Consider the following 14,062-nt stretch of genomic DNA (forward strand, 5'->3'; position numbering starts at 1 on the left):
GCGGCCCGGACCCTGCCCGTATGTCCAGGACGGACAACCACGGCCGCCGACAACGCCCACATGGAGCATGCCCACGCCCGCCCCGCCGTCCTAACCTGCGAGAAAAGAAGGCAAGCGTCCGAAAAGGCCCCGACCGGAGACACCCACCCGGTGCGCCGGCGCCCGGGCGCACGGACCGCCCGGTACGCACGATCACAGGGAGCCCCCCATGACCGCACTTCCGCAGGAGCGCCGCGTCGTCACCGCCATTCCCGGCCCGAAGTCGCAGGAGCTGCAGACCCGCCGTCTCGCCGCGGTCGCCCAGGGCGTGGGCTCCACGCTGCCGGTCTTCGTCACGCGTGCGGGCGGCGGCATCATCGAGGACGTCGACGGCAACCGCCTCATCGACTTCGGCTCCGGCATCGCCGTGACCTCGGTCGGCGCCTCCGCCGAGGCCGTCGTCCGCCGCGCGTCCGCGCAGCTGGCCGACTTCACGCACACCTGTTTCATGGTCACGCCGTACGAGGGCTATGTGGCCGTCGCCGAGGCGCTGGCCGAGCTCACCCCGGGTGACCACGCCAAGAAGTCCGCCCTGTTCAACTCGGGCGCCGAGGCGGTCGAGAACGCCGTGAAGATCGCCCGCGCGTACACCAAGCGCCAGGCCGTCGTCGTCTTCGACCACGGCTACCACGGCCGCACCAACCTCACCATGGCGCTGACGGCCAAGAACATGCCGTACAAGCACGGCTTCGGCCCGTTCGCCCCCGAGGTCTACCGTGTCCCGGTCGCCTACGGCTACCGCTGGCCGACCGGCCCGGAGAACGCGGGCCCCGAGGCTGCCCAGCAGGCCATCGAGCAGATCACCAAGCAGGTCGGCGCGGACAACGTCGCCGCGATCATCATCGAGCCGGTGCTCGGCGAGGGCGGCTTCATCGAGCCGGCCAAGGGCTTCCTGCCCGCGATCCGCCAGTTCGCCGCCGACAACGGCATCGTCTTCGTCGCCGACGAGATCCAGGCCGGCTTCTGCCGCACCGGCCAGTGGTTCGCCTGCGAGGACGAGGGGATCGTCCCGGACCTGATCACCACCGCCAAGGGCATCGCCGGTGGTCTGCCGCTCGCCGCCGTGACCGGCCGCGCCGAGATCATGGACGCCGCGCACGCCGGCGGCCTCGGCGGCACCTACGGCGGCAACCCGGTCGCCTGCGCCGGCGCGCTGGGCGCGATCGAGACCATGAAGGAGCTCGACCTCAACGCCCGGGCGAAGGACATCGAGGCCGTCATGAAGGCCCGGCTGAACGCCATGGCCGAGAAGTTCGACGTCATCGGCGACGTCCGCGGCCGCGGCGCCATGATCGCCATCGAGCTGGTCAAGGACCGCGCGACCAAGGAGCCCCACCCGGAGGCGACCGCCGCGCTGGCCAAGGCCTGCCACCAGGAGGGCCTGCTGGTCCTGACCTGCGGCACCTACGGCAACGTGGTCCGCTTCCTGCCCCCGCTGGTGATCGGCGAGGACCTGCTGAACGAGGGCCTGGACATCATCGAGCAGGCTTTCACCCGCATCTGAGCACCCCGTTCGCACGCCCTGTCGCCTCCCGCGGCAGAGCGTGTGAAGAAGGTGTGCGAGGTGGATGGGGGGACGCGGTTCCGCCTGTCGCGTCCCCCTCCCCTGCCGTAGGTTCTCCCGAGATGAGAGATACACCCAGCCCGCAGGGCACTGTGGGCGACAACAGGCCGGGGCCTCCCCAGCTTCGACCTGGCCGTGCCTCGCGCACACCCGGGGTCTGACGGCCCCGGATCTTCTCGATCGGACGGTCGCCCGCCCCAGACCCCCCGGGGCGTGCGGCGTTCCGGTCCGGACGGCCGCCCCGGGAACCATCCCCCCGGTTCCTGGGCGGCCGACCCCTCCTTCTCGGCCGTCCCGCCGCCGCCGCGCCCCTCCCACGGACGCGACGGCGGCGGTGCCGGTTTCACGCCCGCCCACCCGCCCGGCCGGTGGCGCACGGCCGGTTTTGCCAAGCTGTACTCCGTGTCGACCTCCCGGAACCGGATGCCCGAGCAGAGGCGGGGGCCCGTGGCGCACGGCAGGGGGCTCCCCCTTCCCGGGCGGCCGGCCTCCGCCGCCTCCCGCGTCCTCTGTGTCCTGCTGCTCCTCGCTCTCCCGGCCGTCCTCTTCGCCCTGATCACCTGGCAGGTCGTCGCGCACGGCCCGCTGCTGCGCGTCGACGAGCGCCTCAGCCGCTTCCTCGTCCACCCCGACCGCCCCTCCGAACTCCTCGCCGACCTGGGCAACGCGCAGGTCGCCGTGCCCGTTCTGGCGCTGGTCCTCGGTCATACGGCCCGGCGGGGCCGCGCAGCCGGTGTCCACCGCTGGTGGCTGCCGCCGGCCGCGGCGGCCGCGCTGATGGCCCTGGTGCCGGTCCTGGTCGTGCCGCTGAAGGAGTGGACGGCCCGTCACGGCACGGCGGTGATGCCGCCCGGGGTCGGCTACTACCCCTCGGGGCACACCGCCACCGCCGCCGTCGCCTACGGGTCCGCGGCCCTGCTCCTCCTCCCCTGGCTCCGCAGGGCCGCGGCCCGCCGCCTGCTCGTCGCCGTCTTCGCCGTCCTCGTGCTCGGCGTCGGCTTCGGTCTGGTCCGGCGCGGCTACCACTGGCCCCTGGACGTGGTGGCCAGCTGGTGCCTGTGCGCGGTCCTGCTCACCGCGCTGCGGCTGCTGCTCGGCGGAGGCGCCCGCCGGCCCTCCGCCGGGCCTCCCCCCTCCCGTACCGATCCCGGCTGACCGGCCACGCCACCGTTCCGGGCCCCCCGACCACGCCCGCCAGGCCGCCACGGACCACCGCGGAAGGCCGCCCGACCGGCGAGCCCCGGGGCGCACCGGCCTGGCCGGCCCTGATCGGCCGGGCGCGGGTCCCGCCATGGCCGACCGGCGGCCGAGGCCTCGCGGAACGTGCGGTGCCGGCGGGCAGCAGGGCGACCGCGTGCGGGTCGCGCGCCCACTGCCGGCGGCAGCCGCCGGGATCCGGCGCGACGGATGCCAGCCACTCGAGCGCCGTCCTGGTCGCAGCCATGAGAGACCTCCCCTTCCCTCGTGGACGCGCGTGTCGCGTCCACGAGGGAAGGGGACCCGGCCGCGGGCATTACGCGGGTTGCGGTCCCTCGTCCGGGTGAACCGCCCGCGCCCGCCGCCCCGCGTCAGCTGTCGAAGCCCAGCCCGAGCCGGTCCATCGTCCGCAGCCACAGGTTGCGCCGCCCGCCGTGCGCGTCCGCCCGGGCCAGGGACCACTTGGTGAGCGCGATGCCGGTCCAGGCGAACGGCTCGGGCGGGAAGGGCAGCGGCTTCCTGCGGACCATCTCCAGTTCCGTGCGGGCGGTGCGCGCCCCGGCCAGCAGGTCGAGCATGACCTCGGCGCCGAAGCGGGTGGCGCCGACCCCGAGCCCGGTGTAGCCGGCGGCGTAGGCGACCCTGCCCCGGTGGGCCGTTCCGAAGAACGCCGAGAAGCGCGAGCAGGTGTCGATGGCCCCGCCCCAGGCGTGCGTGAAGCGGACGCCCTCCAGCTGCGGGAAACAGGTGAAGAAGTGCCCGGCGAGCCTGGCGTACGTCTCCGGGCGGTGGTCGTACTCGGCGCGCACCCGGCCGCCGTACGGGTAGACCGCGTCGTAGCCGCCCCACAGGACGCGGTTGTCCGCGGTCAGCCGGAAGTAGTGGAACTGGTTGGCGCTGTCCCCCAGGCCCTGGCGGTTCCGCCAGCCGATCGAGGCCAGCTGCGCGGCGCTGAGCGGCTCGGTCATCAGGGCGTAGTCGTAGACCGGGACGGTGTAGGAGCGGACCCGCCGCACCAGGTTCGGGAAGACGTTGGTGCCGAGGGCGACCCGCCGGGCGCGGATGTGCCCGTACGGGGTGCGCACGGCCACGCCGGCGCCGTAGGCCCTCAGCGTCAGGGCCGGCGTGTGCTCGTAGACGCGCACCCCCAGCCGCAGGCAGGCACGTTTCAGGCCCCAGGCGAGCTTGGCCGGGTGGACCATGGCGACGCCCCGGCGGTCCCACAGGCCGGCTTCGAAGGTCGGTGAGTGGACCTGTTCCCGCACCGCCTCCCGGTCGAGGAACTCGGTGCCGTCGGCCAGCCCCCGGCGCTCCAGCTCAACGTGCCGGTCCCGCAGCTCCCGCGCCTGGTAGGGCTCGGTGGCGACGTCGATCCCGCCGGTGCGCTCGAACTCGCAGTCCAGCCCGTGGCGGACGACCGCCTCCTCGATGGCGTCGAGGTTGCGGGCGCCCAGTTCCTCCAGCCGGTGGATCTCCTCGGGCCAGCGGGCGAGCCCGTTGGCCAGGCCGTGGGTGAGCGAGGCGGCGCAGAAGCCGCCGTTGCGGCCGGAGGCGGCCCAGCCCGCCTCACGGCCCTCCACCAGCACCACGTCCGTCTGCGGGTCGCGCTCCTTGGCGAGCAGCGCGGTCCACAGTCCGCTGTAGCCGCCGCCGACGACCAGCAGGTCGCAGGTCTCCGCGCCGGTGAGCGCCGGCTCGGGGCGGGGCCGGCCGGGGTCGTCCAGCCAGTACGGGACCGGCTGGGCCTCGGCGAGGGATCTCGTCCAGTTGTCGTTACGGCTCATGGCGCTCGGGGCCATGATGTCAACTCCCTACGGAATGCGTCCGCTCACGCCCGCTGCCGGGCGCGGCGGTTGCCGACGGCCATGGAGGCCAGGACGAAGAGCACGGCGACCACGAACATGGCCGTGCCGATGACGTTGATCTGGACGGGGGTGCCGCGCTGGGCCGAACCCCAGACGAACATGGGGAAGGTGACGGTCGAGCCGGCGTTGAAGTTGGTGATGATGAAGTCGTCGAAGGAGAGCGCGAAGGCGAGCAGCGCGCCGGCGGCGATGCCGGGTGCAGCGATGGGCAGGGTGACCCGCCAGAACGTCTGCAGGGGACCCGCGTAGAGGTCCTGGGCCGCCTGCTCCAGTCTCGGGTCCATCGACATCACGCGCGCCTTGACGGCGGTGACGACGAAGCTGAGGCAGAACATGATGTGGGCGATGAGGATGGTCCAGAAGCCCAGCTGCGCGCCCATGTTGAGGAACAGGGTGAGCAGCGAGGCGGCCATGACCACCTCGGGCATCGCCATCGGCAGGAAGATCAGCGAGTTCACGGCGCCGCGTGCGCGGAAGCGGTAGCGGACCAGCGCGAAGGCGATCATCGTGCCGAGGACGGTGGCGCCGAGCGTGGCCCAGACGGCGATCTGCAGGCTGACCGACAGCGAGCCGCACAGGCCGGCGACGCCGCACGGGTCGCGCCAGGCGTCGGTGGAGAACCGCTGCCACTCGTAGTTGAAGCGGCCCTTGGGCCGGTTGAAGGAGAACACCGTGACGACGACGTTGGGCAGGAGCAGATAGCCGAGCGTCAGCAGTCCGGCGAGGACGACGAGGTTGCGCTTGAGCCAGTTGACGAGGGTCATTCAGACCAGATCCTCCGTGCCGGACCTGCGGATGTAGACGGTGACCATGGTGAGGATCCCGGCCATCAGGATGAAGGAGAGGGCGGCGGCCGTCGGATAGGCGAGGATCCGCAGGAACTGGGTCTGGATGACGTTGCCGACCATGGGGGTGTCGGCGGAGCCGAGCAGGTCGGCGTTGACGTAGTCGCCGGCGGCGGGGATGAAGGTCAGCAGCGTGCCGGAGACCACGCCCGGCATCGACAGCGGGAACGTCACCCTGCGGAAGGTGGTCCACGGCCTCGCGTACAGGTCGCCCGCCGCCTCGTGCAGCCGGCCGTCGATGCGCTCCAGCGAGGTGTACAGCGGCAGGATCATGAACGGCAGGAAGTTGTACGTCAGTCCGCAGACCACCGCGAGCGGCGTGGCCAGCACCCGGTCGCCGGAGGTCCAGCCGAGCCAGCCGGTGACGTCCAGGACGTGCAGCGTGTTCAGCGCGCCGACGACCGGGCCGCCGTCCGCGAGGATCGTCTTCCAGGCCAGGGTGCGGATCAGGAAGCTGGTGAAGAACGGCGCGATCACCAGGACCATGATCAGGTTCCGCCAGCGGCCCGCGCGGAAGGCGATGAGGTAGGCGAGCGGGTAGCCGAGGAGCAGGCACAGGATGGTCGCGGCGGCCGCGTAGAGGACCGAGCGGATGAACTGCGGCCAGTAGGCGGACAGGGCGTTCCAGTAGGTCACGAAGTGCCAGGTGACCTTGTAGCCCTGCTCCAGGGAGCCGGTCTGCACGGACGTGGACGCCTGGTAGACCATCGGCAGGGCGAAGAAGACGACCAGCCAGAGGATGCCGGGCAGCAGCAGCCAGTACGGCGTGAGGCGGCCCCGCCTGCGCGGGGGCTTCGTGTCCGTGCCGCCCGGGGCGGTGGGCGCCGCCGGCGGCGGCGCCTCGGTGACGACGGCCATCAGGCGGCCTCCCCCTCGTGCGGCCCCACGCTCTCCACGCCCGCGTCGATGTCCTGTGCCGCGTCGAGGGCGAAGGTGTGGGCCGGGTTCCAGTGCAGGACGACCTCGGTGCCGGGCACCAGGCGGGGGTCGCGGTCGATGTTCTGGACGTAGACCTCGAACTCGGGGCAGACCGCGCAGTCGACGACGAACTGGGTGGAGACGCCGATGAAGCTGGAGTCGGCGATGGTCCCGGTGATGCGGTTGCGGCCCTCGGGGATGGTGCCCTCGTCGTCCACGTGTGTGAGGGAGATCTTCTCCGGACGGACGCCGGTCAGCACCTTGCCGCCGGCGGTCGTGGACGCGGAGCAGCGCGCCTCGGGCAGGACGAGCTTGCCGCCCCCGGCCCTCACGACGATCTCGCCGCCGCTGCGGGTGTCGACCTCGGCCTCGATCAGGTTGGAGGTGCCGAGGAAGTTGGCGACGAACGTGGTCCGCGGGTTCTCGTAGAGGTCGGTGGGCGGGCCCAGCTGCTCGACCCGGCCCGCGTTCATCACGGCCACCTGGTCGGCCATCGTCATGGCCTCCTCCTGGTCGTGCGTGACGTGGATGAAGGTGATGCCGACCTCGGTCTGGATCCGCTTCAGCTCCAGCTGCATCTGGCGCCGCAGCTTCAGGTCGAGGGCGCCGAGGGGCTCGTCGAGCAGGAGCACCTTCGGGTGGTTGATCAGGGCACGGGCCACGGCCACACGCTGCTGCTGGCCGCCGGAGAGCTGGTGCGGCTTCTTGCGCGCCTGCTCGCCGAGCTGGACCAGGTCCAGCATCTCCTCGACCTGCTTGCGCACCGACTTGATGCCGCGGCGGCGCAGGCCGAAGGCGACGTTCTCGAAGATGTCGAGGTGCGGGAAGAGTGCGTAGGACTGGAAGACCGTGTTCACCGGCCGCTTGTAGGGCGGCAGGTGGGTCACGTCCTGGTCGCCGAGGTGCACGGTGCCCGTGCTGGGCTCCTCCAGGCCGGCGATCATGCGCAGGGTGGTGGTCTTCCCGCAGCCGGAGGCGCCCAGCAGGGCGAAGAAGGAACCTTTCGGCACCGTGAGGTCCAACGGGTGCACGGCGGTGAAGGAGCCGTAGGTCTTGCCGATCCCGGTGAGGCGGACGTCGCCGCTGTTGTCTGTCGTCATCATCGTCACGCCCCTGTGAGCTTTGCGAACTTCTCTTCGTAGGCCGTCTCTTCCTTCTGCGTCAGGGAGCGGAAGGCGTGCGACTTGGCGGCCATGGCCTTGTCGGGAATGATCAACGGGTTCTTCGCCGCGTCCGCGTCGATCTTCGCGAGGTAGGGCTGCACGCCGTCGACGGGCGTCACGTAGTTGATGTACGCGGCCAGCGCGGCGGCCTGGTCGGGCTCGTAGAAGAAGTCGATGAGCCGCTCCGCGTTCGCCTTGTGCCGCGCCCTGTTGGGCACGAGCAGGTTGTCCGTCGACGTCATGTAGCCGCTGTCGGGGATGACGAAGTCGACGTCCGGGCTGTCCGTCCTGAGCTGCACCACGTCGCCGGCCCAGGCGACGCAGGCGGCGAAGTCGCCCTTGGTCAGGTCGGAGGTGTAGTCGTTGCCGGTGAAACGGCGGATCTGCCCCTTGTCGACGGCCTTCTGCAGACGGGCGATCGCCGCGTCGTAGTCGTCGTCGGTGAACTTCGCGGGGTCCTTGCCCATGTCGAGCAGCGTCATCCCGATGCTGTCGCGCATCTCCGACAGGAAGCCGACGCGTCCCTTGAGGCGGGGGTTGTCGAGCAGGTCCGAGACCGACTTCACCTCGATGCCGTCGAGCGCCTTCTTGTTGTAGGCGATGACGGTCGAGATGCCCTGCCAGGGGTAGCTGTAGGCCCGGCCGGGGTCCCAGTCGGGGTTGCGGAACTGCGCCGACAGGTTGGTGTAGGCGTGCGGCAGGCGGGACGGGTCCAGCTTCTGCACCCAGCCCAGGCGTATCAGCCGGGCGGCCAGCCAGTCGGTGAGGACGACGACGTCGCGGCCGGTGTCCTGGCCCGCGGCGAGCTGCGGCTTGATCTTGCCGAAGAACTCGTTGTTGTCGTTGATGTCCTCGGTGTACTTGACCTGGACGCCGGTCCGCCTGGCGAACGCCTCCAGGGTCGGGTGGTGCTTGCCGCTGTCGTCGACGTCGATGTACTCGGTCCAGTTGGAGAAGGCGACGACCTTCTCCTTGTCCGAGTAGTCCCGCGTCGCCGTGCCGTCCTGCGTCCTGCCCGCCGCGGGGATCCCGCAGGCGCTCAGCGCCCCGAGTCCACCGGCCGCGAGCGCGCCGCCCGCTGAGGCGCGCAGCAGCGAACGGCGGGTGAGGGAGGCCCGGCCGTTGCGGAAGCTGCGCCTCACGGCGGCCACTTGGGCCGGAGTCAGGCGGTCGGGCTCGTACTGCTCCATGCGCGTGGTGCCCTTTCAGGAGGGTTGGGCCTGGTCGGTGGCCGGTCGTCCCACCGGCGACAGCCGCCGAGCGGCTATCGCCGGTCCCCGAAGACGGTGCGGTGCCAGTCCTTCGCGGCCACCGCCGTGTTGTCGAACATGACGTGCTTGATCTGCGTGTACTCGTCGAACGAGTAGGTGGACATGTCCTTGCCGAAGCCGGAGGCCTTGTAGCCGCCGTGCGGCATCTCACTGATGATCGGGATGTGGTCGTTCACCCACACACAGCCCGCCTTGATCTCACGGGTGGCGCGGTTGGCCCGGTAGACGTCGCGGCTCCACGCCGACGCCGCCAGGCCGTAGGGGGTGTCGTTGGCCAGCCGGATGCCCTCGTCGTCGGTGTCGAACGGCAGGACGACCAGGACCGGACCGAAGATCTCCGACTGGACGATCTCGCTGTCCTGCGCGGCGCCGGCGATCAGGGTCGGCCGGTAGTAGGCCCCGCGCGCCAGCTCGCCGCCGGGAGCCTCGCCGCCGGTGACCACGCGCGCGTAGCCGCGGGCCCGGTCGACGAAGCCCGCCACCCTCTCGCGCTGCGCGTGCGAGATCAGCGGGCCGAGGTCGGCGCCGGGGGCGAAGGGGTCGCCGAGCCGGACGGTGTCCATGAGGGCGGCGGTCCGCGCGACGAACTCCTCGTACAGGGGCCGCTGGACGTAGGCGCGCGTGGCGGCCGTGCAGTCCTGGCCGGTGTTGATGAGCGCGCCCGCGACCGCGCCGTGGACGGCGGCCTCCAGGTCGGCGTCGTCGAAGACCACGAACGGCGCCTTGCCGCCGAGCTCCAGGTGGAGGCGCTTGACCGTGGCGGTGGCGATCTCGGCGACGCGCCTGCCGACGGCGGTGGAGCCGGTGAACGAGGTCATGGCCACGTCGGGGTGGCCGACCAGGTGCTCGCCGGCCTCCCGGCCGGCACCCGTGACGATGTTGACCACACCGTCCGGGATCCCGGCATCGGTGGCGGCCTGGGCGAACATCAGCGCGGTCAGCGGCGTCAGCTCGGCGGGCTTGAGCACGACGGTGTTGCCCGCGGCGATCGCCGGGAGGATCTTCCAGGCGGCCATCTGCAGGGGGTAGTTCCACGGTGCGATGGAGCCGACGACGCCGATCGGCTCGCGGCGCACGTACGAGGTGTGGTCGCCGGAGTACTCGCCCGCGGACTGTCCCGCCAGGTGCCGGGCGGCCCCGGCGAAGAAGGAGGTGTTGTCGATCGTGCCCGGCACGTCGAACTCGCGGGTCAGCTTCAGCGGCTTGCCGCACTGCAGCGACTCGGCGCGGGCGAACTCCTCGGCGCGCTCGGCCAGGACGGCGGAGAAGCGGTGCAGGGCGTCGGAGCGCTCGCCCGGGGTGGCGGCGGCCCAGGCCGGGAAGGCCGCGCGGGCGGCGGCCACGGCCGCGTCGACGTCGGCGGTGCCGGCCAGCTCGTAGGTGTACACCTCCTCGCCGGTGGCGGGGTCCACGACCGCGTGGGTGCGGCCCGAGGTGCCCTGGCGCGGGCGGCCGGCGATGTACTGCGCGCCGTCCGCGAAGCGTGCCTGTGCGGGGAACCGTTCCGGGGTGGCGTTGCCCGGGTTGTGCATGTCGCTCTCCTCCGCCGTACCCCGCAGGGAAGAGGGGTGGGTGGCGTAGCTCCAGCTCGATGTGAGTGCCGATCCTGACAGAGCCAGTGCACTGCAACAAGTGATTCCGTTGTTGCCTTTTGGTTACGCGACGGAATCTGTCGACCGGGTGTCGAGTCGACATGGAAAAGGCGGGACGGACTGTCCGTGGTGCGTGCCAGACTCGCGTGACATGGGGACGATCGATTCGCGGGAGGCCCTGATCGGGGCGGTCCGCACGGGGGCGAGAGTCAGGTATCTGTATTTCTGGGGACACCGGCCGCCGCCGGACGGCCGGGTGGGCGCGAGTTGTCTGAGCCAGTGGTGGCCGTCGCCGTTCACGGTGGACGGGGTCTGCTACGCGACCGCCGAGCACTGGATGATGGCCGGCAAGGCGCGGCTGTTCGGGGACGCGGAGGCGGAGCGCCGGGTGCTGGCGGCCGGGCATCCGGCCGAGGCGAAGAAGGCCGGGCGGCTGGTGCGCGGCTTCGACGAGGCGGTGTGGGAGCGGGAGCGCTTCCGGATCGTGGTGGAGGGCAGCGTCCACAAGTTCGCGGCGCACCCCGAACTGCGGGAGTTCCTGCTGAACACGGGCGGGCGAAGCGAGGTGGGTGTCCCCCCGGCCGAAGGCTGGGGGAGGGTGCTGGTGGAGGCGAGCCCCGTGGACCTCGTGTGGGGCATCGGGCTGGCCGCGGGCGACGAGGCGGCGACGGACCCGGAGCGCTGGCGGGGCCTGAACCTGCTGGGGTTCGCGTTGATGGAGGCCCGGGAGCGGCTGCGGACGGGCGCGGAGTGAGACGAGGGGCCGGGCTTCCGCCCGGCCCCTCGCTCGCAGGCGTGCGCCCCGCTCAGAACGTACTCGCGCTGCCCATGACACTGGCGAAGATCAGCAGCCCCAGCAGCGGCAGCACCACGGTGGCCAGGATGCCGCAGACCAGACCGCCGGTCGCCGCACCCTTGTTGGTGGCCTCGCCGCGGTTGGCCTTCCCCCGGCCGATGGCGCCGAAGATGATCCCGAGGATGCCCAGGACGACGCCGAAGAACCACAGGAAGAAGGTCAGGCTGCACACCAGGCCGATGATGCCCAGCACCAGTCCCGTGGTGCCCATGCCGTTGCTCGGCTGCACCGGCATCGCGTAGCCGGGGGCCTGCGGATAGGCCACGGGAGGCGCGACCGGATGGCCGGGAGCGGACTGCGGGTAGCCGTAGCCCGGGCCGGACTGCGGATACCCGTACCCCGGCGCCGGCTGCTGCGGCGGCTGGGACGGCGGCCCGAACCCGCCGGGGGCGGGATGGGTGTCGGACATGAAGTGATCTCCCCTCCGTTGACGTGCAGCATCGTAGTGGCCCGGGCCGCCGGGGGGAGGCGGTCGCGGCAAGCCGCCGGGTGGCCGGGCGCGGCCGGGTGCCGCCTGGTACTGCGGAGCGGGGCGGGCCGGGCGGACTGGTCCGAGCCGAGGGAGCGGGTGGGACGGAGCGAGCGGGACGGGGCCGGCGGGTGACGGTGGGTCAGCGGTCGGCGGCCAGGACGCTCACCGACGTACCGGCGGCGCCGTAGTAGGGGTCCTCGTCCGTCTGCCTGTTGCGCTCGTCGTTGATGGCGAACGTGATGCCGATGGCGACCAGCACGAGCACCACCACGCCGAGGATGAGGCCGATGACGCCGGTGATCAGCCCGGCCTGGGCCTGCCCGTGGTTGTCGGCCTCGCCCCGCTCGGCCTTCCGGCGGCCCTTGACGCCGAAGACGATCGCGAGGATGCCGAGCACGACGGAGACCACGCCGTACAGGCAGAACAGGCAGCAGGACAGAATGCCCAGAACCATCGCCGCCGTGCCCATGCCGTTCTGCCGGGCCATCGGCATGCCGGGCCAGCCGTAGCCCTGGGCGTAGGCGGGGTAGCCGTACCCGCCGGGGGCGGGCCCGGTGGGAGCGATGGGCGGGGGCGGCACGGCGGACTCCGCGCCGGGCGGTCCGAAGCCGGGCGGCGGGAAGCCGGCCGCCGGTATCGAGGCCATCGTGGCCTGGTCGTGCACGGACGCCGGCGGCGGGAACGCGGGCGGCTGGTCCTGCACCGGCGGCTGCGAGGGGGCGGACGGCTGGTCCCACGCCGCGGGCTGCTGGGGCGTGGGGGGTGCCTGGTACTGCGGCGCCGACTGCCCGGGCGCGGGCTGCTGCGGGTCCTTGGCGAGCGAGGGGCGGCTCTCGGGCGGGGCCCAGGGGTTGTCGCCGGCCCCGGCATCGCCACCCTGCTGCGTTCCGTCCGTCATGTCGCGCTCCCCCTCGATCGAATGTCCCGCCATGCTAAGGCGTGGTCGCCCCGGCCCCTCCGCCCGGTTCGGCGGTCCCCATCCCCGCCCCTCTCCCCCTCATCCCGTCTCCCCTTCTCCCCCCTCTTCCCCTCGCCCCGGCCGACCGGCCGGGGCGAGGGGGTCGGGGCGGTGTCCCGGCGGCCGGGTCCGGCGGGCCGCCGGGACGGTGGCGGGCGGCGGACGGCGTGGCGGGACGGGCGCCTACGATGTGCGTGCCACTCGATCAGCCGATCACCCGCGCCGTGCCCGCAGCGGCCCCGCGGCGCCGTTCCCCGGGGAGGGATCCCTTGACCGACCAGCGCGCATCCCGCGACCTGCACGCCTTCATCGCCGGACTGCCCAAGGCCGAACTGCACGTGCACCACGTCGGCTCCGCCTCTCCCCGCATCGTGTCCGAACTGGCGGCCCGCCACCCCGACTCCAGGGTGCCCACCGACCCCGAAGCCCTGGCCGACTACTTCACCTTCACGGACTTCGCGCACTTCATCGAGGTGTACCTGTCGGTCGTCGACGTGGTCCGCACCCCCGAGGACGTGCGTCTGCTGACGTACGAGGTGGCCCGTGACATGGCCCGGCAGCAGGTCCGCTACGCCGAGCTGACGATCACCCCGTTCTCGTCCACCCGCCGCGGCATCGACGAGCGCGCCTTCATGGACGCGATCGAGGACGCCCGCAAGTCGGCCGAGGCGGAGTTCGGCACCGTGCTGCGCTGGTGCTTCGACATCCCCGGGGAGGCGGGCCTCGAATCCGCGGAGGAGACGGCGCGGCTGGCCACCGACGACCGGCTGCGTCCCGAGGGGCTGGTGTCGTTCGGCCTCGGCGGGCCCGAGATCGGCGTGCCCCGGCCCCAGTTCAAGCCGTACTTCGACCGGGCGCTGGCGGCCGGGCTGCGGTCGGTGCCGCACGCGGGCGAGACGACCGGCCCGGAGACCGTCTGGGACGCCCTGAACCACCTGGGCGCCGAGCGCATCGGCCACGGCACCCATTCCGTCCGGGACCCGAAGCTGCTGGCGCACCTCGCCGAGCACCGGATCCCGCTGGAGGTCTGCCCGACCTCCAACATCGCCACCCGCGCGGTGCGCACCCTGGACGAGCACCCGCTGCGGGAGTTCGTACGCGCCGGGGTCGTCGTCACGATCAACTCCGACGATCCGCCGATGTTCGGGACCGACCTCAACAACGAGTACGCCGTCGCCGCCCGTCTCCTGGACCTGGACGAGCGGGGTCTGGCCGAGCTGGCCAAGAACGCCGTGCGGGCCTCCTTCCTCGACGAGGCCGGCAAGACCCGCATCGCGGACGAGATCGACACCTACACCACGGGGTGGCTCGCGCCCTGAGGC

The 14,062-nt window shown here is 72.2% G+C and carries 12 protein-coding genes; 4 read left to right on the plus strand and 8 right to left on the minus strand.

Going from position 1 to position 14,062, the window contains the following annotated elements; translation table 11 throughout:
• Positions 1–208: 208 nt before the first annotated feature.
• Together gabT and ACWDNY_RS12755 are read left to right on the plus strand one after the other, a co-directional pair.
• Positions 209–1,543: a 4-aminobutyrate--2-oxoglutarate transaminase gene (gene gabT, locus ACWDNY_RS12750; RefSeq protein WP_451645749.1), complete on the plus strand. Its 1,335-nt coding sequence runs from the start codon at positions 209–211 to the stop codon at positions 1,541–1,543.
• Positions 1,544–2,119: 576 nt separating this feature from the next.
• Entirely contained in the window at positions 2,120–2,758 is a 639-nt protein-coding gene (locus tag ACWDNY_RS12755; RefSeq protein ID WP_451645804.1) for a phosphatase PAP2 family protein, read from the plus strand.
• A gap of 413 nt (positions 2,759–3,171) precedes the next feature.
• Here the strand turns inward: ACWDNY_RS12755 and ACWDNY_RS12760 are convergent, their stop codons facing one another.
• The 6 genes from ACWDNY_RS12760 to ACWDNY_RS12785 form a co-directional block, all read right to left on the minus strand.
• Positions 3,172–4,599 (minus strand): NAD(P)/FAD-dependent oxidoreductase, encoded by a 1,428-nt coding sequence (locus ACWDNY_RS12760; RefSeq protein ID WP_451645750.1) that lies wholly within the window; start codon positions 4,597–4,599, stop codon positions 3,172–3,174.
• A 29-nt stretch (positions 4,600–4,628) separates the two neighbouring features.
• The gene (locus ACWDNY_RS12765; RefSeq protein WP_451645751.1) at positions 4,629–5,429 is read right to left on the minus strand and encodes an ABC transporter permease; all 801 of its coding nucleotides are present in this window, start codon (positions 5,427–5,429) and stop codon (positions 4,629–4,631) included.
• On the minus strand, positions 5,430–6,368 hold the full coding sequence (locus ACWDNY_RS12770; RefSeq protein WP_451645752.1) for an ABC transporter permease: 939 nt from the start codon (positions 6,366–6,368) through the stop codon (positions 5,430–5,432).
• On the minus strand, positions 6,368–7,528 hold the full coding sequence (locus tag ACWDNY_RS12775; protein ID WP_451645805.1) for an ABC transporter ATP-binding protein: 1,161 nt from the start codon (positions 7,526–7,528) through the stop codon (positions 6,368–6,370). The genes ACWDNY_RS12770 and ACWDNY_RS12775 overlap by 1 nt, the downstream gene beginning before the upstream one ends.
• Before the next feature lie 5 nt (positions 7,529–7,533).
• Positions 7,534–8,781 carry a polyamine ABC transporter substrate-binding protein gene (locus ACWDNY_RS12780; RefSeq protein WP_451645753.1) on the minus strand — a complete coding sequence of 416 codons (1,248 nt, stop codon included), beginning with the start codon at positions 8,779–8,781 and terminating at the stop codon, positions 7,534–7,536.
• Between the two features lie 74 nt (positions 8,782–8,855).
• The gene (locus ACWDNY_RS12785) at positions 8,856–10,394 is read right to left on the minus strand and encodes a gamma-aminobutyraldehyde dehydrogenase (protein WP_451645754.1); all 1,539 of its coding nucleotides are present in this window, start codon (positions 10,392–10,394) and stop codon (positions 8,856–8,858) included.
• A gap of 211 nt (positions 10,395–10,605) precedes the next feature.
• Between ACWDNY_RS12785 and ACWDNY_RS12790 the strand changes: the two genes are divergently transcribed.
• Entirely contained in the window at positions 10,606–11,208 is a 603-nt protein-coding gene (locus ACWDNY_RS12790; RefSeq protein WP_451645755.1) for an NADAR family protein, read from the plus strand.
• A gap of 52 nt (positions 11,209–11,260) precedes the next feature.
• Here the strand turns inward: ACWDNY_RS12790 and ACWDNY_RS12795 are convergent, their stop codons facing one another.
• A complete protein-coding gene (locus ACWDNY_RS12795) occupies positions 11,261–11,719 on the minus strand; it encodes a DUF4190 domain-containing protein (RefSeq protein WP_451645756.1) in 459 nt (152 codons plus the stop codon).
• Positions 11,720–11,921: 202 nt separating this feature from the next.
• Positions 11,922–12,680, minus strand: a complete 759-nt coding sequence (locus ACWDNY_RS12800) for a DUF4190 domain-containing protein (RefSeq protein ID WP_451645757.1) — start codon at positions 12,678–12,680, stop codon at positions 11,922–11,924.
• 248 nt (positions 12,681–12,928) lie between these two features.
• Between ACWDNY_RS12800 and ACWDNY_RS12805 the strand changes: the two genes are divergently transcribed.
• Complete coding sequence (locus tag ACWDNY_RS12805; RefSeq protein WP_451645758.1) at positions 12,929–14,059, plus strand: adenosine deaminase; 1,131 nt, start codon at positions 12,929–12,931, stop codon at positions 14,057–14,059.
• Positions 14,060–14,062: the final 3 nt, after the last annotated feature.

The sequence above is a fragment of the Streptomyces sp. NPDC003697 genome (genome assembly GCF_053587115.1).

What these genes read in the sequence shown, in the direction of transcription:
- gabT (WP_451645749.1), top strand. Translation starts at nt 209, where the DNA reads ATGACCGCACTTCCGCAGGAGCGCCGCGTCGTCACCGCCATTCCCGGC.
- ACWDNY_RS12760 (WP_451645750.1), bottom strand. Translation starts at nt 4,599, where the DNA reads ATGGCCCCGAGCGCCATGAGCCGTAACGACAACTGGACGAGATCCCTC.
- ACWDNY_RS12765 (WP_451645751.1), bottom strand. Translation starts at nt 5,429, where the DNA reads ATGACCCTCGTCAACTGGCTCAAGCGCAACCTCGTCGTCCTCGCCGGA.
- ACWDNY_RS12770 (WP_451645752.1), bottom strand. Translation starts at nt 6,368, where the DNA reads ATGGCCGTCGTCACCGAGGCGCCGCCGCCGGCGGCGCCCACCGCCCCG.
- ACWDNY_RS12775 (WP_451645805.1), bottom strand. Translation starts at nt 7,528, where the DNA reads ATGACGACAGACAACAGCGGCGACGTCCGCCTCACCGGGATCGGCAAG.
- ACWDNY_RS12780 (WP_451645753.1), bottom strand. Translation starts at nt 8,781, where the DNA reads ATGGAGCAGTACGAGCCCGACCGCCTGACTCCGGCCCAAGTGGCCGCC.
- ACWDNY_RS12785 (WP_451645754.1), bottom strand. Translation starts at nt 10,394, where the DNA reads ATGCACAACCCGGGCAACGCCACCCCGGAACGGTTCCCCGCACAGGCA.
- ACWDNY_RS12790 (WP_451645755.1), top strand. Translation starts at nt 10,606, where the DNA reads ATGGGGACGATCGATTCGCGGGAGGCCCTGATCGGGGCGGTCCGCACG.
- ACWDNY_RS12795 (WP_451645756.1), bottom strand. Translation starts at nt 11,719, where the DNA reads ATGTCCGACACCCATCCCGCCCCCGGCGGGTTCGGGCCGCCGTCCCAG.
- ACWDNY_RS12800 (WP_451645757.1), bottom strand. Translation starts at nt 12,680, where the DNA reads ATGACGGACGGAACGCAGCAGGGTGGCGATGCCGGGGCCGGCGACAAC.
- ACWDNY_RS12805 (WP_451645758.1), top strand. Translation starts at nt 12,929, where the DNA reads ATGTGCGTGCCACTCGATCAGCCGATCACCCGCGCCGTGCCCGCAGCG.